The organism is Pseudoalteromonas sp. MB47, assembly GCF_011319765.1.
Taxonomy (GTDB): domain Bacteria; phylum Pseudomonadota; class Gammaproteobacteria; order Enterobacterales; family Alteromonadaceae; genus Pseudoalteromonas; species Pseudoalteromonas simplex.
In genome coordinates this window covers 387,321-409,769 of sequence record NZ_VFBD01000020.1, presented here as the reverse complement: position 1 = coordinate 409,769, position 22,449 = coordinate 387,321, and the positions used below count along the sequence as shown (strand labels likewise).

General features: G+C 40.4%; 21 protein-coding genes and 1 riboswitch. Of the genes, 8 read left to right on the top strand and 13 right to left on the bottom strand.

The window, feature by feature from the left end:
- Positions 1 to 43: 43 nt before the first annotated feature.
- The 6 genes from IMPJCBKJ_RS11380 to IMPJCBKJ_RS11355 all read right to left on the bottom strand — a co-directional run bounded on the left by IMPJCBKJ_RS11380 (position 44) and on the right by IMPJCBKJ_RS11355 (position 7,805).
- A complete protein-coding gene (locus IMPJCBKJ_RS11380; RefSeq protein WP_166340382.1) occupies positions 44 to 1,882 on the bottom strand; it encodes a TonB-dependent receptor in 1,839 nt (612 codons plus the stop codon).
- Between the two features lie 193 nt (positions 1,883 to 2,075).
- The gene (locus IMPJCBKJ_RS11375; RefSeq protein ID WP_138615947.1) at positions 2,076 to 2,387 is read right to left on the bottom strand and encodes a hypothetical protein; all 312 of its coding nucleotides are present in this window, start codon (positions 2,385 to 2,387) and stop codon (positions 2,076 to 2,078) included.
- A gap of 138 nt (positions 2,388 to 2,525) precedes the next feature.
- Positions 2,526 to 3,074 carry a DUF4136 domain-containing protein gene (locus IMPJCBKJ_RS11370; protein WP_054551495.1) on the bottom strand — a complete coding sequence of 183 codons (549 nt, stop codon included), beginning with the start codon at positions 3,072 to 3,074 and terminating at the stop codon, positions 2,526 to 2,528.
- A 122-nt stretch (positions 3,075 to 3,196) separates the two neighbouring features.
- The gene (locus IMPJCBKJ_RS11365) at positions 3,197 to 5,983 is read right to left on the bottom strand and encodes an ATPase (protein ID WP_166340380.1); all 2,787 of its coding nucleotides are present in this window, start codon (positions 5,981 to 5,983) and stop codon (positions 3,197 to 3,199) included.
- Positions 5,983 to 6,528 (bottom strand): hypothetical protein, encoded by a 546-nt coding sequence (locus IMPJCBKJ_RS11360; protein ID WP_063705788.1) that lies wholly within the window; start codon positions 6,526 to 6,528, stop codon positions 5,983 to 5,985. The genes IMPJCBKJ_RS11365 and IMPJCBKJ_RS11360 overlap by 1 nt, the downstream gene beginning before the upstream one ends.
- A 2-nt stretch (positions 6,529 to 6,530) precedes the next feature.
- Positions 6,531 to 7,805 (bottom strand): hypothetical protein, encoded by a 1,275-nt coding sequence (locus IMPJCBKJ_RS11355; RefSeq protein ID WP_166340378.1) that lies wholly within the window; start codon positions 7,803 to 7,805, stop codon positions 6,531 to 6,533.
- A gap of 148 nt (positions 7,806 to 7,953) precedes the next feature.
- Here IMPJCBKJ_RS11355 and nhaD point away from each other — a divergent pair, with 148 nt between their 5' ends.
- Both nhaD and lysC read left to right on the top strand, forming a co-directional pair.
- Complete coding sequence (gene nhaD, locus IMPJCBKJ_RS11350; protein ID WP_054551492.1) at positions 7,954 to 9,204, top strand: sodium:proton antiporter NhaD; 1,251 nt, start codon at positions 7,954 to 7,956, stop codon at positions 9,202 to 9,204.
- Positions 9,205 to 9,292: 88 nt separating this feature from the next.
- Positions 9,293 to 9,465: riboswitch (Lysine riboswitch) on the top strand.
- 81 nt (positions 9,466 to 9,546) lie between these two features.
- Positions 9,547 to 10,926 carry a lysine-sensitive aspartokinase 3 gene (gene lysC, locus IMPJCBKJ_RS11345; RefSeq protein WP_166340376.1) on the top strand — a complete coding sequence of 460 codons (1,380 nt, stop codon included), beginning with the start codon at positions 9,547 to 9,549 and terminating at the stop codon, positions 10,924 to 10,926.
- Here lysC and IMPJCBKJ_RS11340 read toward each other — a convergent pair.
- Positions 10,903 to 11,640 carry a 4'-phosphopantetheinyl transferase superfamily protein gene (locus tag IMPJCBKJ_RS11340; protein ID WP_166340374.1) on the bottom strand — a complete coding sequence of 246 codons (738 nt, stop codon included), beginning with the start codon at positions 11,638 to 11,640 and terminating at the stop codon, positions 10,903 to 10,905. The two genes, lysC and IMPJCBKJ_RS11340, sit on opposite strands and share 24 nt — an antisense overlap.
- A 147-nt stretch (positions 11,641 to 11,787) precedes the next feature.
- On the opposite strand from IMPJCBKJ_RS11340, the gene IMPJCBKJ_RS11335 reads away from it, so the two are divergent.
- The gene (locus IMPJCBKJ_RS11335; RefSeq protein WP_166340372.1) at positions 11,788 to 13,113 is read left to right on the top strand and encodes a sodium-dependent transporter; all 1,326 of its coding nucleotides are present in this window, start codon (positions 11,788 to 11,790) and stop codon (positions 13,111 to 13,113) included.
- Positions 13,114 to 13,202: 89 nt separating this feature from the next.
- On the opposite strand, the gene IMPJCBKJ_RS11330 is transcribed toward IMPJCBKJ_RS11335, so the two are convergent.
- Positions 13,203 to 14,186 (bottom strand): 2-hydroxyacid dehydrogenase, encoded by a 984-nt coding sequence (locus tag IMPJCBKJ_RS11330; protein WP_054561682.1) that lies wholly within the window; start codon positions 14,184 to 14,186, stop codon positions 13,203 to 13,205.
- Positions 14,152 to 14,667: a redoxin domain-containing protein gene (locus tag IMPJCBKJ_RS11325; protein WP_054551485.1), complete on the bottom strand. Its 516-nt coding sequence runs from the start codon at positions 14,665 to 14,667 to the stop codon at positions 14,152 to 14,154. Before IMPJCBKJ_RS11325 ends, IMPJCBKJ_RS11330 begins: the two co-directional genes overlap by 35 nt.
- Before the next feature lie 114 nt (positions 14,668 to 14,781).
- On the opposite strand from IMPJCBKJ_RS11325, the gene IMPJCBKJ_RS11320 reads away from it, so the two are divergent.
- Positions 14,782 to 15,663: an NAD(P)-dependent oxidoreductase gene (locus IMPJCBKJ_RS11320; protein WP_166340370.1), complete on the top strand. Its 882-nt coding sequence runs from the start codon at positions 14,782 to 14,784 to the stop codon at positions 15,661 to 15,663.
- A gap of 39 nt (positions 15,664 to 15,702) precedes the next feature.
- Here the strand turns inward: IMPJCBKJ_RS11320 and sbcB are convergent, their stop codons facing one another.
- The gene (gene sbcB / locus IMPJCBKJ_RS11315; RefSeq protein ID WP_166340368.1) at positions 15,703 to 17,148 is read right to left on the bottom strand and encodes an exodeoxyribonuclease I; all 1,446 of its coding nucleotides are present in this window, start codon (positions 17,146 to 17,148) and stop codon (positions 15,703 to 15,705) included.
- 264 nt (positions 17,149 to 17,412) lie between these two features.
- Between sbcB and IMPJCBKJ_RS11310 the strand changes: the two genes are divergently transcribed.
- From IMPJCBKJ_RS11310 to IMPJCBKJ_RS11300, 3 genes are all read left to right on the top strand, one after another.
- Entirely contained in the window at positions 17,413 to 17,589 is a 177-nt protein-coding gene (locus IMPJCBKJ_RS11310; RefSeq protein WP_166340366.1) for a hypothetical protein, read from the top strand.
- An 88-nt stretch (positions 17,590 to 17,677) separates the two neighbouring features.
- Positions 17,678 to 18,265: a hypothetical protein gene (locus IMPJCBKJ_RS11305; RefSeq protein ID WP_166340364.1), complete on the top strand. Its 588-nt coding sequence runs from the start codon at positions 17,678 to 17,680 to the stop codon at positions 18,263 to 18,265.
- Between the two features lie 112 nt (positions 18,266 to 18,377).
- Positions 18,378 to 18,758, top strand: a complete 381-nt coding sequence (locus tag IMPJCBKJ_RS11300) for a hypothetical protein (RefSeq protein WP_138600519.1) — start codon at positions 18,378 to 18,380, stop codon at positions 18,756 to 18,758.
- Positions 18,759 to 18,770: 12 nt separating this feature from the next.
- Here IMPJCBKJ_RS11300 and IMPJCBKJ_RS11295 read toward each other — a convergent pair whose 3' ends face one another.
- A complete protein-coding gene (locus IMPJCBKJ_RS11295) occupies positions 18,771 to 19,190 on the bottom strand; it encodes a hypothetical protein (protein WP_054551479.1) in 420 nt (139 codons plus the stop codon).
- A gap of 83 nt (positions 19,191 to 19,273) precedes the next feature.
- The gene (locus tag IMPJCBKJ_RS11290; protein ID WP_054551478.1) at positions 19,274 to 20,215 is read right to left on the bottom strand and encodes a sodium-dependent bicarbonate transport family permease; all 942 of its coding nucleotides are present in this window, start codon (positions 20,213 to 20,215) and stop codon (positions 19,274 to 19,276) included.
- A 110-nt stretch (positions 20,216 to 20,325) separates the two neighbouring features.
- Here IMPJCBKJ_RS11290 and IMPJCBKJ_RS11285 point away from each other — a divergent pair, with 110 nt between their 5' ends.
- The gene (locus tag IMPJCBKJ_RS11285; RefSeq protein WP_054551477.1) at positions 20,326 to 21,276 is read left to right on the top strand and encodes a LysR family transcriptional regulator; all 951 of its coding nucleotides are present in this window, start codon (positions 20,326 to 20,328) and stop codon (positions 21,274 to 21,276) included.
- A gap of 18 nt (positions 21,277 to 21,294) precedes the next feature.
- On the opposite strand, the gene IMPJCBKJ_RS11280 is transcribed toward IMPJCBKJ_RS11285, so the two are convergent.
- Complete coding sequence (locus IMPJCBKJ_RS11280) at positions 21,295 to 22,437, bottom strand: GGDEF domain-containing protein (RefSeq protein WP_054551476.1); 1,143 nt, start codon at positions 22,435 to 22,437, stop codon at positions 21,295 to 21,297.
- Between the last annotated feature and the right edge of the window lie 12 nt (positions 22,438 to 22,449).

Sequence of the window (22,449 nt, the reverse complement as noted above, 5' to 3'; positions counted from 1 at the left end):
ATAGTAATAATGCCAGTCAATTGGCTGGCATTTTTGTTTTTGCTTACCATGTATAGGTAGCGCTAAGAGTATATTGTTCGCCGCGGCCAGGGGTACCCGGGACTTCTTCGAAAGATTCATCCCAAATGTTGTCAGCTGCAAAGGTTATAAACACATTATCAAGCTGGGCAGGGGTGAACTTTAGCGTTAACTGCGTGAAGAAGGCTTCATCATCAGAGTTACGTAAGCGGTTACTATGTTGCTTACGCCATTCGTTATCGATACGTAGCTCAAGCACATCCATTGGTTGCCATACTGCACCCAGTGTTACACGGTGATCAGGGTAGTTAAGCGCATAAAAGCTCGCATCAATATCTGCCGCGCCATAGTCTTCTGACTTTTCTAAGTAGGTGTAGCTGGCAATCAACTCAGTGCTTTCAAACGATTTATTCGCTAAAAACTCAACGCCTAAGGTGTCTATATCAACCGGGTTTGCAAAACGAGCTGAGGTTGCATCAAAGCGATATGTCCAATCTGTCAGGTTTTTATCTTTACGGTAGAAAATAGCTGAATCTAAACGCCACGAAGACTGTTCAATCAGTAAACCTAGCTCAAGGTTATCGGTTGTTTCGCGCTCAAGGCTGTAGTTACTTCTGAATAATCCGCCCGTTTCGCTGCCGCCGATGGCGGTATAACCGGGAACTTGTGTTGCTTCTGCGTATGATGCATACCAAGTATGTTCACCGCCATTATGATTAGCTACTTTAAGGCTGGCATCGGCAATAAAAGAGGTATCTGAGCTATCACGGTTAGTATCATCAAATGCAGCACCAACACGTACAGTAAGCTCTTTGTTCGCTGTAAGGGCTGATTTGTACTCAGGTAAGATACTTAGCTTAGTGTAATTGCGCGACGTAAAGTTATTTTCAAGAGACGTTGATTCAATTTCATCAGCAATAAATTGCCCAGCATAATTAATTGCGTAGCGATTATTTAAGCGGTGACGCCCAGAGAGTGCTAATGACTTAACGGTGGTTTCGTGAAACGCTTCAAAAATAGCTGGGTTTTCACGAGACAAAACATAATGGTCGTTATGTTTACGATAATAGCCAGTCACTTCAAAGGTATTGCTCTCACCATACATTTGTTTGTGATTGAGCATGAAAAGCTTGGTTTCAAGATCTTCAGTTTCATTAAAATTAAATGGCGTGTATAGATTTGGCCAACCAAAAAACTTCTCTTGGCGTCCGAACATTAAATCAGTTTGTGAGGTAGAGCTTGCAAGTTGAATACGCGCTGAAGCACGTTCAAAGTCGTGGTCGCCATTATCAATTGAGCCATCACTTTTTGAGTGCGAGTATTCACCCTCAAAACCTAATCGCCAATCAGGTTTACTATCCAGCTTTTGGCTATGGGCAGCATGAATGCTTTGTAAATTAAAGCCATTCGTACCTGTGCCAAGTGAAACGCTGCCAGTACTCGTGATAGGGCGCCAGCCAAATAAAACTGTGCCAACCGAACTATTCATACCATAAAGGGCATTATCAGCCCCTGTAAGCACTGAAGGGCCTGTTAGCATTTGTGGCGCAATTGGAATTTCAGCAAAGTAGTGACCAGATTGCGGGTCGAATAATGTACTGCTACCAACACGAAAGCCAGTATTTTCAAAGATACCACCACGAATGGTGACATCAGCTTGTGCTTCAGCCATGTTACGTGATTGCAAATCGACACGTGGGTCATATTCTAAGTTTGATACCGGCGCATCAAAGGTACCAACAGGCTCTTTATTTGCGGTTGCTGAAACTTCAACGGTGATTTGTTCAATATTGTTGGTGTCTTCTGCTAGCACTGAGCAAGTGACGAATAATGCGGGAAGTGTAAGCTGTACTGCGCGTACCATCTAAAACTCTCTATTATTTTGATTAACTCGTTGCAGTGGCCGTTAAGAGCACACTGGAAATTGCAGGTATTGTATCTGAATCACTGAGTTATACCACTCCAACCAGATTTCAGCTGGTAACAAAAAAACCGCGCTAAGGCGCGGTTGTGCAATAAGAGCTGTGTCTATTTATTATTTAAAAAAGATGTGTGTTTCAGTTTGATTTTTTATTTTTAACCGCATCATATTTACCAAAGAAAGTAATGATGAGAGCAACAAAAATACCCATAAATCCAATGACCGAAAAAGCTAGGCTATATTCAGCTTTAATATTAAAAATATTAAGCAAACTAGTTATTAACAATAGAGAAATACCGGAAATTTTTAAAATCGTCTGTGTTTTATTTAAGCAAAACCATGCTTGACAAGAAGGGCATTGATTTTCAATGAAGAGGCTGTTTGTATTAACCTTTTTTATATCTTTAGTCGCAATTATGGTTTTACAGTTTGGGCAAGTTAATTTCATTTTATTCCTTTTTGGATCTTTTCTCTAAGACCCCTAATTCCATTTAGAGTTATTTAAGTTAAAGCATCATAGCAAACTTTGATCTTCACAAACAAAAAAGCTCACAATTTGTGAGCTTTTCAAAATTATGTAAAAGGCTTATTGCTGAGGTTTTGGTGGGAAGTTACTTAGAATGTTAGCAACAGTCTCTTTGATAACTTCAGTGCGCTTTTCAGGTGATTGGTTCTTTTGCAAACGACCTTCTTTCGCACCACGCCAAACTAATTGGTTAGAAGCACGGTCTACCACGTCTAAAATTAACGTACCCACTTCGTATTCGCGAGCAGTTGTTTGCGTGTTATAACCCATACCCCAGTAATTCCAGCGTGCACCGTAACCTACGTTGAAGGTATCTACATCAATTTTAGTATCAACAGAGGCATGGTAGTTAATCAGCACATCTGCTTGTGCTAAATCAACTAGCTTCATACCGCTTTTTTCAAGTTCAGCATTAACGGCTTCACGAACCCGTTTTTCCATTAAAGGACTAATTTGGTAGTTCGATACATTTTTAGTCAAGCTGGCATTCGGTACCCAAGAGAAGGTTTTATAATTACTAAAATCGGCTGATTTGTCGTAATCCCAATCAGGCGTTTTAGCACAGGCTGCTAAAAATAGTACAGCCGTCGCGATTAATAAGTTCTTCATATTGTTTGCTCCTTGGCAAAATTTCCACTACTTGATTGATAACATAACACAAAAAATACTCAACTGAATGATTATTTAAAAACTATGGCACATTTATAAAAAAGTACTGTAATAGTTTGTAATTAAGCAGTGTGTTCCACTTCTATCCAGTCTTTTTCATCCACCCAGTTTTGAGCACCATCTTTAACAGTACGAATAGGGACGATGTAATCACAGCTAACTTGTGGTTTAACTGAGGCAAAAATCGGCACAAAGCCAAAGCTAAGCGCGGTTTCGATAATTGCTTTTTGGTTTTGTGGGTCGATATCGGCTGCTTCATCGATATAAATCGGAATACGATACAAGTTTTGTTCTTGATCACTTAATAAGTAACGAATAAACAGCATGCCGCAAAGTAACTTAATGGTAATACGCGTACCGTTAGAACCGGCTGAGTCAATTTTTTCGAAGTGCTCAGTTTCACCAGCACGGTTTACTACTTCAAAACGAATATCGAATAAGTCGGTCAGTGTTAAACCAGCTTTTTCAGAGGCAAGCTTAATCAAATGATCTTTCGCTTCGTTTACTGCAGATTCGCTATAAGGCTCTTGGCTTAATAGGTCTAGGGTATCGCCTTGCTCAAACTGATTTGAGGTACTAATAATGGTATCAATGCTATCAACCAACATCTTGCGAGGAATAACATTAATTTTAAATGCTTGAAGGTTAGAGATACGGTGCTGACTAATCCCTTTATTAAAGCTGTTCATTTCACGGCGTAAGCGATCTAAGTCTTCACGCAAGCCTTTTATGGTGGCGGCTACTTCAGTTAAAGCAACTCGGCCTTGACGCTCAACCGCATCGCGCTCGTTATCAATGTTATGAAACGCGCTAATAAGCTTTTCGTATTTAGTAAACTCATCGTTTTCGTTATCAAATTTAGTAATACCTGCATTGTAAATATGCAGGTAGGTGTTACGTACGTTGATATCAAAGTTACGTAACTCTTGGCAGTCTTTATTGAAGTGGTGAATGAGGTCACTTAAGTTATCAAAATCAATATTGATTTCAATCATGTATGGAGTGACTTTGCCTGAGTAAAAGTCAAGTGTGTGATCGATACGTTCAGATTTAACTTGACGCAAACGGTCAGCTTGGCGGGCAAGCAGATCTTTTTTCGACTTGATAATTGAGCGACGATCGCTGATTGAGCCACTGTTCTTTTGAATGTCTTGCAGGTAGTCGTCAACTTGTTCGCGCTCTGCATTTAATTGCTCTTTTAGCAGGGTTTGTGCATCGACAGATTGTTGCATCACTTCAAATTGTTCAAAGCGTTTTAACGCTTCTTCTGAAGCCATTAGTTCATCATACAAGGCATCTTTTTCTTTTTGCTTTTCGGCGACATTAGCAGCGACTTCGCGTTGTTGTTTAAACTCTTTCAGTGAGTTTTCAAGGGCAGCAAGTTGTGCGGTTAATTGCTCCTTATTTTCGCCCGTTTGCATTTGCACTGGGCTTAGCTTTTTAAGTTTAATCGTCGCACCTGGCAGAGTTAGTACACCGCCTTTCACGTTAGCCGATAACTGCTCTAAGAACTCCCCAAAGGCATCTTCGTCTGTAATCTCAACATCACCATTGCTGGTGGTGGCAAACGATAAGATATCTGGGTTCAGAATACGCGAAATCTCTTCAACTTCTTTCAAAGATAAATCTTCACGCATACGGGTGAATAAATTGAACTCGAGGTTCTTTAACTGCAGTTTTAAGCTCTTGATTTGCTTTTGTGTTTCGCTAATACGGTAATCAAGGGTGTGCAAGCTTTGACCTTGGGCACTGCTTAATGAATGCGATAGCGATTCATAATCTTGTTTAAGCTGAGTAAGGCTGACTTTTAAAGTGGCTTTATTAACCAATTCAAACTCAGATTTAAGCGCTCGATAGTCTAAAAACCACTGTTCAATTTGAGTTTGTTTACGCTCAATATCGCGCGATTGTTGAATATAAAGCTGCTGCTTTTGTTCGAACTCGTGCTTTTCGTGTTCGATATCCTCAAGGGCAATATTTAGCTCAGTGAGTTGCTCTTGTTGATAGGTTTCAAAGTCAATCAGTGCTTGGTCAATTTTTGGCGCATAAGCAGCAAGCTTACCTTTTAAAACCGTTTGGTTTTCAAGCATAGATTCAAGAGCTGCAATTGGCTCTTGCATTGACTCAAGGGCTTTTAATTCACGTTTAGCGCGATTCACTTTATCAAATGAACGTCGCCATACTTCATAAAAATCAACCCGTGAGTTTGACATATGGCGCTCAAATACACGTAGCATAAAGCGTTTAACATCACTGGCACCTAACTTATGCAAGTTAAGGATACGGCGGAAAATTTCTTTGTAAATCGCTGAGTCTTGCACGTTATTGAGGGGGATCATCTTTAAGTTGATATCGCCATCAAATGGGGTTGCGCCGCCAGTGAGTAGGGCGTTTAGCTCTTGCGCTTTTAATTCAATTGGATTGAAACCTTGCTCTTTTAAGTGATTAAAAAGCTTGGTGAATTTTACAATAGTTTTGCCTTGCGTGTAGTGTTCAAGGTTCAACTTACCTGGGTAGCAAAAAAACTGATGCGCGTAACCGGCTATTTTACCTAGGCCGGCAACACCAATCACCACAGGGCCATTAGGCAGATCAGCTTCGAGTAAAATATAGGATTGATCTGACGAAAAGTAGAATTTTCGGGTTTCGTCTAAATCGTGGCCATCCCATTCTGTTAAACGCAAATCATTAATCAGTGGAAATTGCAGGGCATTAATTACCGAGCTTTTACCGGTATTATTCGGTGCACAAATAGAGCTACTTTTATCCAGTGGGATCACGCATTTTGCATAGCCTGCGGTATTTAAAAGCGCAAGTTTGCTGAGTCCGTAAAGGCTTTGGCTTTGCATTATTCGTCATCTCCTAGGTAGGTTTCTTCGTTTACTTCCATCAATGCATCGATATAACGATAAATAGGTGCTTGCAGCATAAAGCCATTTTCTACTTCGCGAGCAAGACCTAAACGCACCATACGTAGGTAAACGTCTTTGCGTAAATCTGAGCCTGAGAAGATTTCTAATTGATCAAACAGGTGCTTGTTGATTTGCACTAAGGTTTGCATTAGTTCAAGGTCGTTTACTTCGTCAAACAAAGCACGCATTGGATCTTTACCGGTATTGGCATAGTGCTCAATCAAGATGTAGATAGTCAGTGCAATGGCTCGCGAAATTTTACCCATATTTGGGGTGCTTTCGTCGCTACCAAAATAGTAAAAGCCACGGCTATCGTGTTGCAGGTCATGGCCAAGGGCGTTAAATAACGCGCGATAAGCATCAATGTGTTGATCAAGCTCTTGCCACATCAGCGTGTCTTGTTCGCTAATGTGGTAGCCTGATGTGAGCTTTTTATTAATAGCTTGCAGATGTGTTAAATCATCTAAATTAATATCTGTCATGGTTATTGCTCTGTTGCTTTTTTATCGTCAGCAATCGATGAGTTAAATGGGTAAAGAGAGAAGTGTTGCTGGGCAATTTTTATTTTTACTTTCTCTTGGCTTTGGCTGATTTCAAGGTCGCCATCGCTAATCAATTTTTGATACAAGAACAGCATTTCGTCAGCTTCTAAATCTGGGTAGCTTTCATCTAAGAAACTAAGCAGCGGCTGAGCTTTTTTGCTGGCTTTTTTAAAGCGTTTTCTAAATTGTGTTTTAACGTCGTTGTAATCAGGGATATGCGGGCTTTGATAGGCGGGCACATCATCATGTTCAGGAAGCTGATATTCATCGTGCTCAAAGTCAACTAAGCCTGCCATATAGGCCACAATATGACGTTGCTGACCAAGTGAAAAGCGTTGCGCGTCTGAGACAAAGTTAGGCTGTACTGCACTTAACATGTTATCGACGCCATTTTTACGCACTAAACCAAGCACTTTAGCCGCTTGACGCGTAATTAGGTTGTTACGGCGTAACTCTTCACGCAGTGGCATCAACATATCGGCGCTTTTACGTAAACTTTCACGGCCAACTAAATGCATTTCTAGAATACGAGTACGTAATTGTTCAAGCATGCGCTTGTCTTGATATGATTTACCAAGGCGGTCAATTTGCTCTATTTGCGAGCTAATTTGCGCTTCGATGGTATTAAAGCAAGCGTGGAAGTCACCTCGAATATCAACCATTTCCAGCATAGGCTCGATGTATTCATCGAACGCTTCAATTACAGCCTGATAGCGTTTTTGCAGTGATTGCACCGCGTTGTCTGCTTTTGCTTGCTCAACAATATTTAAAATTGCGTTTTCATTGTGGGCAAACAATTTCATTATTTTGCGTACCCGATCATCCATAATGCGGCTAAAGCGGCGAAGCTCGTCGTAATCTTCAATTTCACCCGCTTTAGCAAGGCGATTGCCAAGGCGAGCTAAGTCATCAACGAGCACGCTAATCTCTTGAGCAAGACCTAAGTGCTCTTCTTGTAGCAAGAAAGTCGCAAAATCGGCGATCGCGCGGTTTATTTCTAACTGTGATGATTTTGCCAGTGGAATGATAATATCTTGATTCAATAAACGGTTTGTTTCTTTATAAATGCGTTCGTTTGACCATGAAGGCTGCTTTTGTTTTATCGCATTTTGTACGTCTTTCAAGCTGAAATCAGCCATCTTAAAACGTTTAAATAGCAGTTCTAACACCCCCCAATGTTCAGTAAGGGTATTTAATAACTTTTTAGCTGGGATCATAAGGCTCCAGTAAATTCAGACTTTGGTGTTGGCGATTAGTAGTAAATTATGTAATTGAGAATAGTTTTATGCTTTCTATGCTGCTAGAATCCGCGCCGAAACACTCGACTTACAATTTTTACATTATTATAAAGGTTGTTCAAACACCATGGTAACCCCACTTATCCTAACCCTGATAGCGGTGGCATTTTTGCTTATCGTTATAGAGGATATTATCCATGTAAACAAGGCCAAAACGACGCTTTTTTTTGGCACTTTATGCTGGATTATCTTATTTATCTCTCCAATTCATGGGCAAAGCCCAGAAACCATACAACATCAACTGGATCACAACATATTAGAAATCGCGACTTTGTGGCTATTCTTAATGGCTGCGATGACCTTTGTAGCGTATTTAAACTCTAAAGGCTTTATCCAGAATATTGTTCATAAAATTATGCCAAATCAAATCAGTGAACGAAAGCTGATGTTTCTGATTGGTGGTTTTGCATTTCTATTTTCATCTATTTCAGACAACATAACGGCAACTTTAATCTCGCTTGCGGTGGTGATGTCACTTAAGTTAGATCCTAAAAAATTAATAAAATATGCGACCTTAATTGTATTTAGTGTTAACTCGGGTGGGGTGTCGTTGATCACCGGTGATGTGACAACCTTGATGATTTTCTTAGACGAAAAAGTCACCATTGCTAATCTACTATTATTAATTGCCCCTGCACTGACAAGTGTTGCACTGCTGGCGGCGATGTTGTCGGTGGGTATGTCGGGTAATGTTGTGTTTGAAAAACAAGCAGCCCGTCGTATCGAAAAGACAGATATTACCATTGCGGTTATCTTCTTCTCGACGATTATTGCCACGTTAACTTTGAGTGTGCTTTATAGTGTGCCGCCGCTGTTAACCTTTTTATTTGGTTTATCACTTATGTTTTTGGTTGCGCAATTTTTAATGCGCAAAAAAGACGTAAACAAAAAAATCATCGATTATATTCGTGAAATTGAATACGACACCTTATTGTTCTTCGTTGGTGTGTTATTGCTGGTTGGTGCATTAAAAGAAGTGGGCATGCTTGCTAAATTTACTCACTTATATGAGTTGATGGCACCGGAATATGCCAACTACTTGATGGGACTATTATCAGCGGCGGTAGATAACGTACCTCTCACTGCAGCACTTTTAAAAGCTGATATTGTGATGAGCCCTCAGCAATGGTTGTCGTTTACTTACGCAACTGGGGTAGGTGGCTCAATGCTTATAATCGGCTCTGCGGCAGGTATTATTGCCATGAGTAAGGTAAAAGCACTAACCTTTATGAGCTATCTTAAAATGTCGGTTTATTTATTAATTGCTTATACCGTTGGTTATTACGGTTCGCACTTAGCGGGCAGTTTAATTTCATAAAACGACTTGACAGCTAGACGTCTAAACGTTAACTTTCGAAGCCTGCTTTTAACAGCAGGCTTTGTTATTTTAACCAGGTGTTAACTTAACATTCAGAAGAGGTGCGATACTTAGGTAATTAATGTGAGGTGACGAACGCCAATGACCATTAATGAGGGAAGTACTCGCCGAGAAAATTAACCGGACGTCACGGTTATTTTTCGGTTTATGGGGCTGAATCCTCAAAACTGTCACCAAACTAGGTGGAGAGCTTCTGGCATGGACTACTCTTTATTTTCAAAGCACCCCCTTGCCGAGTTCTTCTTGATTTACTGTGGATAGTTTTCCACAAAAGGAGACGACATGAATACCCAATTAGCCGCCAACAGAAAATCAGATTACGTTGTTGCAAAATTTGGTGGCACCAGTGTAGCTAACTTTGATGCTATGAGCCGCTGCGCTGAAATCATTTGTGCTGATAATCAAGTACGTATAGTTGCTGTGAGTGCCAGTGCGGGCGTGACAAACCATTTAGTTGCATTGTGTAAAGCTGATTTGAGTGCGGCTGAACGTGATGAGCACATTACTGGCGTTGTCGCCATTCAAGAAGCAATTTTGGCAGAGCTATCGCTTGATGCTGATTTAGCACATGGCTTTAATGAAACGCTTAAGACTTTTCAAAAGCTAGCATCAGACGGGGCTAAGTCTGTAGCTGAGCAAGATGAACTACTGAGCTTTGGTGAGCGTTTATCATCGTATTTATTTACTCAAGTATTACGCGGTCAAGGTCTTGATGCGGTGCGTTTTGATGTACGTAAAGTGCTAAAAACAGATAGCCAATTTGCTAAAGCTACCCCAAATGTTGCAGCAACCGCTGCGGCTGCTAAAGAGCATTTAGTGCCGCTACTTGATGACCATGTTGTGGTAACTCAAGGTTTTATTGGTAGCAATGAGCACAATCAAACGACCACTTTAGGCCGTGGTGGTTCAGATTACAGTGCTGCATTACTCGCTGAAGCAATTAACGCAAAAAGCGTGCATATTTGGACCGATGTTGTGGGTATTTTCAGTACAGATCCGCGTTTATGCGCTAAAGCAAGCCCAATTGCACGCTTAAGCTTTGATGAAGCGGCAGAAATGGCAACGTTTGGTGCAAAAGTACTGCATCCTGCTACTATTTTACCGGCAAGCCGTAGCCACATTAGTGTGTTTGTTGGTTCAAGCCGTGAGCCGCAATTAGGTGGTACATGGATTGAAAAAGAAAAGTCTCAGCAACCAGGTATTCGTGCGGTAACACAACGTAAAAACCAAATTTTGTTAACGGTTAAAAGCCCAGAAATGCTCCTAGCGAGTGGTTTCTTAGCGCGTGTATTCACTATTTTAAGTGAGTTTAATATTTCGGTTGATTTGGTTACTACCTCCGAGATCAGTGTTGCAATCACTTTAGATAACGCACCAAATGCATCACGCCCTGAGCTTGATCAAGCTTGTTTAGATAAGCTTTCTGAGTTTTGTCATGTGTCGGTTGAGAATAACTTAACGCTGGTGGCTTTAATTGGTTCTGAGATTCAATTACGTCAGCAAGAAATGAACTTAATGCAGGTATTGAGTGATTTTAATATTCGTTTAATTTGCCACGGTGCAAGTAAACATAACCTGTGTTTCTTAGTTGAGCAAAGTGAGTCAGATGAAGTCGTGCAGGCTATTCACAGCCGACTATTAGAAAGCCAAGTCGCGGCGTAAGTCATTAAAGTTAATAAAAGAGCACTGCCAGTCAGTGCTTTTTTGTGCCACAACACTTATATCAAAACCTTCAATAGAGTTACTACTCGCGCTGAAATTATGTTTGCTCAATTCTTCAAATACATTAAGGGCAAGTAGTTTCGCAATCGGCTGAGCACTTGCTTTGGCAAGCGCTTCTTTTAATGTCCAAATTCTAAAAAAGCACTGTGCCTGTTCATCGGGAGCATCAAAACGGCTAATTAAGTCAACTTCATCTTGATGATAAAAATGCTTTGCGAGTTTGATAAAAGGGCGAGGCTTACTGCTTTGTTCAATATCAAAACCAAATAGCTGCTGTTTTGGGTTAAGAGCAGCGCCAATTAAACCATTTGAATGTGATAAACAAGCCCACACAGGTTCTCTAACCGGGGTATGTAATTTTAGCTTGCTGTCTTTGTCATCAAACTGGCTCGATATTTCACTGAGCGCTAAATCGTCATGAGGGTAAGCATGTTGATACAAATACTTTAACGTTAGGCGAGTCGCTAAGTACTCTTGCTTTGCACTAGGCACTTTGCGTTTTTCAAGCACACTTAACTCAAACTCACTAAGTAATTTATCAAGGGGTAAACTTGCAACATCAATACGTGTTGCATCCATAAGCATGATTTTTTTGGCCGTTGTTTGGCACTGCTGTTCAATGATAAGGGTGTTCGAAAAGTAGTGACTGCTCATGGTATAACGCTTACACGGGGCTTGAATTTAGTTTTGTTTATTTTTACAGCAAATGCACTTTTATAGGCACGAACAAACGCAAATAGTTTACGCAGTTGACTGTAATTATGGTTTAATGAGGAAAAATAATAACAGATTTGTAGATGTATGGCACAAGTTCGTGACGGCTTTCAAAGCCGATTAGGTTTCGTTTTAGCAGCTTCTGGCGCGGCGGTAGGTTTAGGTAATATTTGGGGCTTTCCAACACAAGCGGCAAACCATGGCGGCGGTGCATTTTTACTTGTTTATTTCATTGTTATTTTCTTATTAGCGCTTCCAGCTCTTTATACAGAGCTGTACTTAGGCCACCAAGCGCAAGCTAATCCGGTAAAAGCATTATCTAGTGCATGGCAAGACACAGCGCCAAAAGTGGGGGCCGCAGCTGGCTATATTGGCCTCTTTGGTGCGATTGTGATGCTGAGCTTTTATTCGATAGTTGCAGGGTGGATGCTCGCTTATGCGCTGGAGCCAGTCGCAAGCTTCTTTGGTTTTACTGAGCTAAGTAACTTTTTACACAGTGACTCCATGGCGCGCAATTTTGTGTTTACGCCACTGATGCTTATTCTTACTGCGAGTATTATTTTAAAAGGCGTTAAATCAGGTATCGAAACTTGGTCACGTCGCTTAATGCCATTATTGCTAGTGTTATTAGTTGCGTTAATTGCTTATATCGCGACCCTAGATGGTGCGCTGGATGGTTTTGCAGCCTATTTAGTGCCAGATTTTAGTCAAATTCTTGATGCAAACTTAATTATTGCGGCAATGGGGCAAGCGTTCTTTTCGCTGTCGTTAGGTGTTGGCTGTATGATGGTTTACGGCTCTTATTTAAAGCCAGATGCCAACCTGCCTAAACTAACCGGCACTGTGGCACTGCTTGATACCGGTGTGGCCTTCTTAGCGGGTTTATTGATTATTCCGGCTATTTTTGTTGCCCAACATAACGGTGTAGAGGTATTTAGCGGCGGTAAATTGGTTGGTGAAGGGCAGTTAATTTTTGCGATTTTACCTGAACTGTTTAGCACAATGGGCCAAGTGGGTTTACTCGTTGGCTTATTATTCTTTGTTTTAATGTCGATTGCCTCAGTGACATCAACCATCTCATCGACCGAAATTCCAGTGGCATTTTTAGTTGAGAATCACAGTGTAGAGCGCAAAAAAGCAACCTTATTTGTAACGCTAATCGTGTTTATTGCCTCATCACTGATTATCTTAAACTTTGACTGGTTATTTGGTTTAGTCATTATGGTACTTACACAGTACCAATTACCTTTAATGGGGCTGTTCTATTTCATTACTGTTGGTTGGTTATGGCAGCGTGGTAATAAATTGCATCAAGTATCGAGCGGCCCTCATTATTGGTTTGCCCAGTACATTCGCTTTATCTGCCCGTTATTAATGACGGCGGTATTCGTGAACGTGGCGTTGTTGAAGTAGAAAGTCCAGTTGCGAGTTTCTAGTTACTAGATAAAAGTAAAAGGCGTGGGTTTAAACTCACGCCTTTTTTAATTTAAGGTGCATTTGCCTTATATAACTTCGTTAGTTAATGGTAAGCCTTGGCTTATTTCATTGGCACTTTGTAATGTGGTACAGGCTATTTCGCTCAGTGCTTCTTGGGTGAAGAAGCCTTGGTGGCCTGTCACTAACACATTCGGAAAACTAATAAGGCGTGAAAAAATATCGTCTTGCATGATTTCTTCACGGTGATCTTTAAAGAATAACTCTGACTCTTGCTCATACACATCTAGGCCTAGGTGTCCAAGCTTTTTAGACTTAAGCGCTTGAATACATGCTTGGCTATCAAGAAGTGCACCACGAGAGGTGTTAATCAGCATGACACCGTCTTTCATTTTCTCAAATGCGCTAGCATCAATTAAATGATGAGTATGCTCGTTGAGCGGGCAGTGCAATGAGATGACATCACTTTGGGTAAGCAATGTGTCTAAATCGCACAGGGTATAAGGGCCTTCACCAGCCATAGGATCGCACACGAGTACCTTAGCTCCAAAGCCATTTAATATATTTACCAGCGCTAAACCGATTTTGCCGCAGCCTATAATCCCAATAGTTTTTTTAAACAGATTAAAACCAAGTAAACCGTTTAAATCAAAGTTGCCTTCACGTACTCGGTTAAAGGCTTTATGGGTTTTTCGGTTGAGCGTTAGCATGAGTGCAATACAATGCTCTGCTACTGCTTCTGGGCTATATGCAGGGACGCGGCAAACCTTGATGTTATGCTCTTTGGCAGCATCAAGGTCTACATTATTGAAGCCCGCACAACGCAATAAGATTGCTTTAATGCCAACAGCCGCCATATCTGCAATGACGTGTTTGTCGACCGTATCGTTTACAAACACGCACACTGCATCGAAACCTTGGCAGAGGGGCGTGGTATTGCTGTTTAAGGATTGCTCAAAATAACTGAGCGAAACAGACTCAGCGTATTCAGTTAGATTCCTTTCAAAAAACGGTTGCTCATACTTTTGCGCACTGAATAAGGCCAGTTTCATCATTTAAATTACTCTCTATCACCATTTTGAGGGTTTCGGGCTTGGTGCGCGGGGCATATCGCGCAACGAGTTGACCCTCTGAGTTTATAAGAAATTTGGTGAAATTCCATTTAATTGCACGGTTTTGTGCAATTCCACGGGTATGACACTTTAAATAATTAAATAACGGGTGGGCGTCTGGGCCGTTGACTAACACCTTGTTAAAAATAGGAAAGCTGACATCAAAGTGTTGCTGATAAAAGGCTTTAAGCTCATTGCCATCTAGAGGTTCATTGTGGCCAAATTGATTACAGGCAAAACCGAGTACGGTAAATCCTTGCTGTTTATATTCTTGATAGAGTTTTTCAAGGCTTGCCATTTGCACTGAAAAATTACATTTGCTGGCAATATTGACGATAAGCGCTGTTTTACCTTGTAACGATTCAAGGCTAAAGTTTTCACCAGATGCAAGCTGGGCATTGAAACGATATATACTATCCATGTTTTACCTGTGTGTTTTTTAACGGTTTAAATGAACTTTTTTTCATTCGCTTTTTAGTTATTCGGTTGAGATAATGAAATTGTTACTAATTTATCACTCAAATAGGTCAGTTTTATGTCAATGAAAGTCGCCTTCATCGGATTAGGTGTAATGGGTTACCCAATGGCGGGTCATCTTGCCAACGCAGGTCACAACGTGACAGTTTACAACCGCACAACGGTTAAAGCGCAAAAGTGGGTTTCTGAGTATCAAGGTGAATACGCTGAAACACCAAGTAAAGCAGCAAAAGGGGCTGATATCGTTTTCATGTGCGTAGGTAATGATGATGATTTACGTTCAGTTGTTTATGGCGAACAGGGTGTGCTGGCAAGCATGCATGAGGGCAGCTATTTAGTTGACCACACTACAACGTCAGCTGAAGTGGCACGTGAAGTGGCTGCTCAAGCGAAACTACAAGGCATCGCATTTTTAGATGCGCCGGTTTCTGGCGGTCAAGCTGGGGCAGAAAATGGTGTATTAACCGTGATGGTTGGTGGCGACGAAGCTGATTTTAATGTTGTTCAACCTGTTATGGCTGCTTTTAGCCGTTTTAGCCAATTATTAGGTGAAGTAGGCTCTGGTCAACTGTGTAAAATGGTAAATCAAATTTGTATTGCGGGTGTGGTACAAGGCTTGGCTGAGGGCTTACACTTTGCAAAACAAGCTGGCCTTGATGGTGAAAAAGTAATTGAAACCATCTCTAAAGGCGCTGCAGGCTCATGGCAGATGGAAAACCGCTACAAAACAATGTGGGCTGGCGAATACGAATTTGGTTTTGCTGTTGATTGGATGCGTAAAGATTTAGGCATCGCTTTGGATGAGGCAAAGGCCAACGGCGCAACTTTGCCGATGACGGCAACCGTTGATCAATATTACGCCGATGTACAAGCGTTAGGCGGCGGCCGCTATGACACATCCAGTTTATTAGCGCGTATCGAAGCGTTACATAAAAAGTAATATCCATAAAAAACGCGACAATGATTGTCGCGTTTTTTATTACATGCTTTGTGCGTAATTGTACAACGCTTTTAATATATGCAGATTTTTCTCGTTATCATCATTTTCATGAGCCAGATTCTCAAGAGTGATCATGAAATCTTGGCCACTGATCGACGGGCTATCTTCACCGTGCATTAGCTTGTTTTGGCAATACTGGCGCCATTTTGCCAATTCATCTTGGCTAAGTGTATGTGGCCAGTTTCGAGCGCGGTATCTGAATAACAAGGTAGCAAACTTTTTATCATCAAAATCAAGCTGCATTGAGGCTAATTGCTCAGGGCTTGCATCACGTATCATAGCAAATTTTGCTTTATCAGCATGGCTGGTAAAACCATCATAAAGTTGATAGTCAGGGTTAGTGGTTTCGCCGTAATCACGTTGTTCGTTAAACACTTCGGTTACTTTGTCGCGAAGCTCAGTGTTGGCTTTTAAAATAGCGAGATTTTGTAGGCATTTTTCGCGGTCAATACCTAATCGGGCTGCGTTCTCTGGTAGCAAGGTTTTTGCTGGTGCGAGAATAGGGCACTTATTTAAATGCACGAGTTTTAAGCCTACCGGTGCTTCGTCTTCGCCAAGGTCGCTGTGTTTTGTGTAAAGACGCGTGCGTAGCTCTTCAACTGATAAATCTAATAGCACTTGCGGATCTTCAGTCAAATTAAAGCAAATAATGGCGTTTTTATTGACTGGGTGAAAGCTCATTGGTGCAATCCAGCTGGTGCAGCCTTGGCTTGCTGGAATTCGTGACGAAGTGTGCACAAGTGGTGTCATATTAAATACATCAACTAAATCAGCCAGTGCTTTTTTAGAACGTAAGCTAAAGAAAAACTGATACAACTTAGGTTGTTTTTCTTTTATTAATTTTGCCAACGCTATGGTTGCCGTTACATCACTTAATGCATCGTGAGCGGCTGCATGTTCAATGCCATTGGCAACGGTTAAGTGCTCGAGCTTAAAGCTCGGTGTACCGTCTTCTTTGAGCGGCCATTCAATACCTTCTGGGCGCAGTGCATAACAGGCACGCACTAAATCAATAATATCCCAGCGGCTATTATTGTTTTTATATTCACGCTCGTAAGGGTCATAAAAATTACGGTATAAGCTGTAACGTGTGACTTCATCATCAAAACGGATACTGTTATAGCCCGCAACACAGGTGTTAGGTTGGCTAAATTCAGCATGGATCTTTGCCATAAACTCAGCTTCAACTAAGCCTTTTTGCATTGCAACTTGCGGGGTAATACCCGTTATTAAACACGCCTCAGGGTGCGGCAAGTAATCGGCTGCAGGCTTGCAATATTCAATTAACGGCTCACCAATAATATTCAAATCGAGATCGGTACGAATACCTGCAAATTGACTTGGGCGGTCCTTTTGCGGGCTTGCGCCAAATGTTTCGTAGTCGTGCCAATAAATTGTTGGTTGCTGTTGTTCTGGATATGCCATGCATTAAACCTTGCTAAGCGTTGGGCCGCTTTGACTTATTTTTGAATTGACAGAATTATGGCATAGAGGCTTGTTAGTTTATAGAGTTAAAGGTGCTGATGCTGTTTAGTGGTCGTTTTATATACCTGCGTGGTATAAAAAATAGCCTAACGGCTAGGTTTTATGCTTATATAGGGCCTAGTCGTTAGTTTTTACCTAAAATTTTATTGTAGTGGCTCGGTATTTGCTAACGAAAGCTATCTTTAACAATGAAGGAACAAAAAAATGACTTTATCAGCTTTATTACTATCTACTTTAGCATTCGACGCAGCACCAGCTTCAAGCTTTGATACAACAAAACTTCAAGGCTCTGGTGGAATCGTAATCATTAAAGAAAAGAAGAAGGAAGAGCTACAAGGTTCTGGTGGAATAGTTATTATTAAAGAAAAAAAACCTAACTAAACAATAGACTATTCAAAATAACCAGCTCAAACAGCTGGTTTTTTTTGTCACATAGTAATATCCTAATGCTTGGTATGAAGGGTAAACTATGTTTGAATACTTAGCAGAATTATACAACAAGGCATTATTGGTCAGTGAAAACAGAGAAGTGTTTTCATATCAAGTACTCATATCATTGTCTTACCTCTTAGCCCTCATACTTTCAATGATACGAGCTGTTAAAGATAAAGAGTTATTTAGTGACTTTTTAACAATAGCTGTTGTTGTCACGAAATATATGCTTACAACATTATTAATGGAATATGCACTGACTTATATTCAAGAAAATCATGCAGTTGATAATGTTCAGAATGTTTATCTTGGTTTAAGCGCTACTTCATTGTTTAGTATGTATGTGCTTGCTAAGCTTCATGAAAAGTTCAGTTATAAGTTCGGCTTGCTGTTCTTTTGTGTCATCAAGCTAACAATAGGCCTTTCTATCGCTCACTTTATTCTTTGGTTTAAGTTTGTTGTGTTAGACATACAAGCTGAACACGCCTACATACACTACATGTATAGTTTTATTGTGCTCTACATTAGTATTGTCCTTGCTGTTGTAATGTTGTTTCCAGGTCTTTTGAAAACCAAATTAAAACTATTACTTAGTCCAAGCTGGCCTTTTGGAACAAAAAGTTAACATTAATTTATGATGTTTTTCAGTCCTATAACTTCATTTATAATGCTTTTTCCTGATGTATTGCGAACCAAGTTTGGGTGTATAGTAACATTTAGTTTACCGAGGGATCGTAATGCTTGAACTAATTTACATAGCCATTGTCGTTTTAGCCATCTTGCTTGTTGCAAGTACATGGTTGATTGCGCGTAAAAATATCTTTGAAGATCAAATCAGATCTAAATCAGTTGAGGTAGTTTGGTGCACGTTACAAGCTGAGCATGAAACAGATATCAGCAAAGCAATTAAACTATTTAATAAAGCTGAACAGTTAAAGAGTGAAATTGCCACCTTAATGGGTAATTCACCGCAAGCTGCAGACTTTAAGTTAGCAGAGCCTGTTGGGCTTGATAGTAATGAAATAAAAGAGTTATCACTTGGGGAGCTGCAGCGCTACTACGATAAACAAAATAATATATCCGATATCTACGATAAAATGTACAAAGGTAAGAATTAGTAAAAAGCCAGGTTATTTAACCTGGCTTTGTATTTTGAGCTCATTTTTTATTTGTTTTAGCTGAATATCTGCAAGCTGACTAAGGGCTTCATGAGTGTGGTTATCACCTTTAATTAGCCCCGCCATAGAAAGCTTTTTTATACTCTTAATAATACCGTTACTTACTGCTTGTAGTAACGCCCCATCAAGTGTCACTGTGGTTTGTTCGCTACCATTAAGTAGTGAATCAAAGCTAACTTCAGAAGCTTTAGCCACGTTATCAATTAGTTCATAAGGCACTGCAGCAACTTCAATACTTTGCTCGCAAAAACCTGATGTTAACGATAAGTGCCTTTCTAATTCAGCATAGTTTTGCACCTTACAAAGCGTACATATGCGCTTAAAAATATCACTCACATGCTGTTGCTCGGTGCTGAGCGTTTGATTAAACATAGCATGTCCTTGCGCTGCTTTTTTGTTTATATTAAACGACTTTTCAGAAGATCTCATTAATAAAGTTAAGGTGTGACCGTTTTTTAGCCCATAAATAATGCTATTTGATGGTATAAGCCAATTCCTACTAATACATTGAAAGGAAAGGTAATGCCCAAAGAACATAACATGGCTAAACCAATGTCTGCATCGGGTATGGCTGCTTTAATCGCGGCAGGGGCTGCAATGTAAGAGGCACTTGCAACTAGGCTTGCTAGTATTACCACAGAGCCTAATTCTAGTTGTAATGCAGTACCAACGCAGACCCCGATTGCACCTAATAAATTTGGTGTTATAAGAGCAAATAATGCTAATCGCCATTGGTGCCATGGAATAGGGCGCAGAGTTTGTGCAGCCATTAAACCCATTTCAAGTAGGAATAGTGCCAGCACAACTTTAAAGCTGTTCGTTAAGAGACTCGTTACTTGGCTCCCTTGTTGCGTCCCGTACATCATGCCAATAATTACACCACCAACTAGCAGAATGACACTTTTGTTAGTAAGTGTTTCATGCCAAAGTGCTTTTAGAGAAAGGTTTTGTCCAGAACCATTACCAAGGCGGCGATACAGTAACAATCCAACAATAATCGCAGGTAACTCAAGCATTACTAAATAAAGTGTGACTTCAGCACCTACATTAAGTGAATTCGATTCAGCATAGGCTAAAGCAACTGCAAATGTACCTGCGCTTACTGAGCCGTAATGGGCAGCAATACTTGCGCTATTAGCAACAGAGAGGTTTAGCAGTTTGTTTAAAATAGGAAACAGCATCAATGGTATTAAGCCACCAAGTAGTAATACAGCGCCCATTTCTGGTAGAAGTTGCCAATGCAAATTGCCATGCAGCACCATACCTCCTTTTAAGCCAATGGTGAGCATTAACAATAGGCTAAGAGTTTCATAGGTCGCTTGCGGAATTTTTAGGTCAGAGCGAAGTAATCCGGCAGTGAGTCCTAAAACAAAAAACATTACAACAATATCAGGCACTTTGTACTCCTCTTGATTAAAAAGCGCCGCTATTCTAGATAAAAAATCACATAGTAAATAATAAAATAAATGATAATATCCTATAGGTTTTTATCTATGGGTTTGATTTTATGGATTTAAGGCATATTTCTTTTCGTTTACTCGAGGTATTCATGTGCGTTGTAAAAACACGCTCAATTAGTGAAACAGCAAGGCAATTACATTTAACGCAACCAACGGTATCGCAGCAAATTAAACGCTTACAAGAAACAGTCAATGAGCCATTAGTGATGGTTAATCAGCAGCGAATTCATGTTACTGAAGCGGGTTTTGCATTGTTTCAAACTTGTCAGCAGGTGTTTGGTCACTTTGATGACTATCAAGATTATCTTGCTGAGCTTAGAGGTGGTGAGAGAGGGCGCTGTAAAATAGCCATGGTTAACACCGCGCAATATATCTTGCCTAAGTTACTTGGTCCGTATAGTAATTTACACCCTCATGTTGAGTTACCCCTTGAAATAGGTAACCGGGCTGAAGTGCTAGCCCGTTTTGAAAGAGGCGAAGACGATATTTATGTCTTTAGTCATCCACCTTCATTAGAACATGCAAAAGCAGGACGGTTTTTACAAAACCCATTAGTGTTTATTGCACCAACCAACCATGCGCTCGCGAGTCAGACTCAGGTCACATTACAAGACTTAGTATCTGAACGTTTTTTGCTTCGAGAACCTGGCTCTGCCACACGAATGCTGTTTGAAAGTGAACTGCAAAGCAGAGGCTTTGTATTAAGCAACACAGTACAAATGGCAAGTAACGAAGCTATTCGGGTTGCGGTTGGTTCAGGAATGGGGCTAGGTGTTGTTTCTCGCCATGTATTGCCACCCCATGATACAAGTTTTTGTATGTTAGATGTAAAAGATGTCAATTTAGCTAGTCATTGGTATTTTGTGGTACGCACCGATCGCCATTTATCTCATGCGGCGCGAAGCTTTTTAAAATTTGCTCAATTGAATTTAGAACAATGCTTAAATAAACAGTGGGTCACTAATGAGCTAAACCTACTCAATGAAAGCTTAAATTAAAGATTCTAACTACCGCATTTAAAATGCCATAGTTACAACTTGATTTCGGCCATTTGACTTGGCTTTGTACAAACCTTTATCGGCTTCTGCGAGCAATTCATTGACATTATTGGTGCCCGATTTATGTGTAATAATACCGACACTGATCGTAAGCTTTAGAGCTTGGTTTTGATAAAAGAAACGATCGTTGTGTATCGCTAAACGAATTCGTTCAGATAGGCTTTCGCCTTGAGTTTGAGTGGTGCTAGGTAATATGACTGCAAATTCTTCACCACCGATTCTGGCCACCAAATCGTGTTCACGTAGTTGGCTTTTAATCTTTTTTGCAACCCATTTGAGTGCTTCATCTCCTGTTTCGTGACCATATTGGTCATTTACTTTTTTAAAGAAGTCGATATCAATCATCAAAGCGCAGAGCTCAGTCAGGTTATGATTAGCTTGTTCTAAGTAGCTGTTACTAATTGTTATAAATGATCTACGGTTTAATAATCCAGTGAGTGGATCTCGATTTGCTAGATCGTTTAGTACTTGCTCTGATTCTAAAAACATCATTAATGGCCAGATCATGGCGGTTAGAGTGGTAATTATAATATGGCTTATCAGAATGACCGCGAGAATGTGAGTTAAATCAGTATCAATAATGTCTTGATAATCCGAAACTAAAAGCGAAAACTGTAAAAGCATAATCAAAGCATGAATTACAAAGCATAGTTTTAGTAAAGCAAGATGCATGATGCGCTCAACCTGTAGTTTTCTGAGGGCAAAAGCAGCGTAGCTAAAGCATATGGCGATAATGGCCGTGGTGATTATTTGGTTTAACGGGGAGTCATGCACTGGCAGCAATATCAGCATGGATAGAGTCACTACAAATGCACAGGCTTTATGATATTTTTTATCTGACTGACTGAACGCATGGATCCCTAAAATTGCAGCTAAAGGCGCTGAAATAATGAGTAAATCAGCCAAGTAATGGGTAATTAAGGGGAAGTCGATAAAAACACGCAGAGATGCGGTGATCTGCGCAAATACGAAAAGTAAACACGAACTACCCCAATATAAATAGCTTGCTTGTTGTCTCAAGAAATATAAAGACAGTAGAAACGCCCCAATAATCACATTCAATAAAATTGAAATGCTGATTATGGTGGGTAAATGCATCATGATTTTCCCTGG

What these genes read in the sequence shown, in the direction of transcription:
- IMPJCBKJ_RS11380 (WP_166340382.1), bottom strand. Translation starts at nt 1,882, where the DNA reads ATGGTACGCGCAGTACAGCTTACACTTCCCGCATTATTCGTCACTTGC.
- IMPJCBKJ_RS11375 (WP_138615947.1), bottom strand. Translation starts at nt 2,387, where the DNA reads ATGAAATTAACTTGCCCAAACTGTAAAACCATAATTGCGACTAAAGAT.
- IMPJCBKJ_RS11370 (WP_054551495.1), bottom strand. Translation starts at nt 3,074, where the DNA reads ATGAAGAACTTATTAATCGCGACGGCTGTACTATTTTTAGCAGCCTGT.
- IMPJCBKJ_RS11365 (WP_166340380.1), bottom strand. Translation starts at nt 5,983, where the DNA reads ATGCAAAGCCAAAGCCTTTACGGACTCAGCAAACTTGCGCTTTTAAAT.
- IMPJCBKJ_RS11360 (WP_063705788.1), bottom strand. Translation starts at nt 6,528, where the DNA reads ATGACAGATATTAATTTAGATGATTTAACACATCTGCAAGCTATTAAT.
- IMPJCBKJ_RS11355 (WP_166340378.1), bottom strand. Translation starts at nt 7,805, where the DNA reads ATGATCCCAGCTAAAAAGTTATTAAATACCCTTACTGAACATTGGGGG.
- nhaD (WP_054551492.1), top strand. Translation starts at nt 7,954, where the DNA reads ATGGTAACCCCACTTATCCTAACCCTGATAGCGGTGGCATTTTTGCTT.
- lysC (WP_166340376.1), top strand. Translation starts at nt 9,547, where the DNA reads ATGAATACCCAATTAGCCGCCAACAGAAAATCAGATTACGTTGTTGCA.
- IMPJCBKJ_RS11340 (WP_166340374.1), bottom strand. Translation starts at nt 11,640, where the DNA reads ATGAGCAGTCACTACTTTTCGAACACCCTTATCATTGAACAGCAGTGC.
- IMPJCBKJ_RS11335 (WP_166340372.1), top strand. Translation starts at nt 11,788, where the DNA reads ATGGCACAAGTTCGTGACGGCTTTCAAAGCCGATTAGGTTTCGTTTTA.
- IMPJCBKJ_RS11330 (WP_054561682.1), bottom strand. Translation starts at nt 14,186, where the DNA reads ATGAAACTGGCCTTATTCAGTGCGCAAAAGTATGAGCAACCGTTTTTT.
- IMPJCBKJ_RS11325 (WP_054551485.1), bottom strand. Translation starts at nt 14,667, where the DNA reads ATGGATAGTATATATCGTTTCAATGCCCAGCTTGCATCTGGTGAAAAC.
- IMPJCBKJ_RS11320 (WP_166340370.1), top strand. Translation starts at nt 14,782, where the DNA reads ATGTCAATGAAAGTCGCCTTCATCGGATTAGGTGTAATGGGTTACCCA.
- sbcB (WP_166340368.1), bottom strand. Translation starts at nt 17,148, where the DNA reads ATGGCATATCCAGAACAACAGCAACCAACAATTTATTGGCACGACTAC.
- IMPJCBKJ_RS11310 (WP_166340366.1), top strand. Translation starts at nt 17,413, where the DNA reads ATGACTTTATCAGCTTTATTACTATCTACTTTAGCATTCGACGCAGCA.
- IMPJCBKJ_RS11305 (WP_166340364.1), top strand. Translation starts at nt 17,678, where the DNA reads ATGTTTGAATACTTAGCAGAATTATACAACAAGGCATTATTGGTCAGT.
- IMPJCBKJ_RS11300 (WP_138600519.1), top strand. Translation starts at nt 18,378, where the DNA reads ATGCTTGAACTAATTTACATAGCCATTGTCGTTTTAGCCATCTTGCTT.
- IMPJCBKJ_RS11295 (WP_054551479.1), bottom strand. Translation starts at nt 19,190, where the DNA reads ATGTTTAATCAAACGCTCAGCACCGAGCAACAGCATGTGAGTGATATT.
- IMPJCBKJ_RS11285 (WP_054551477.1), top strand. Translation starts at nt 20,326, where the DNA reads ATGGATTTAAGGCATATTTCTTTTCGTTTACTCGAGGTATTCATGTGC.
- IMPJCBKJ_RS11280 (WP_054551476.1), bottom strand. Translation starts at nt 22,437, where the DNA reads ATGATGCATTTACCCACCATAATCAGCATTTCAATTTTATTGAATGTG.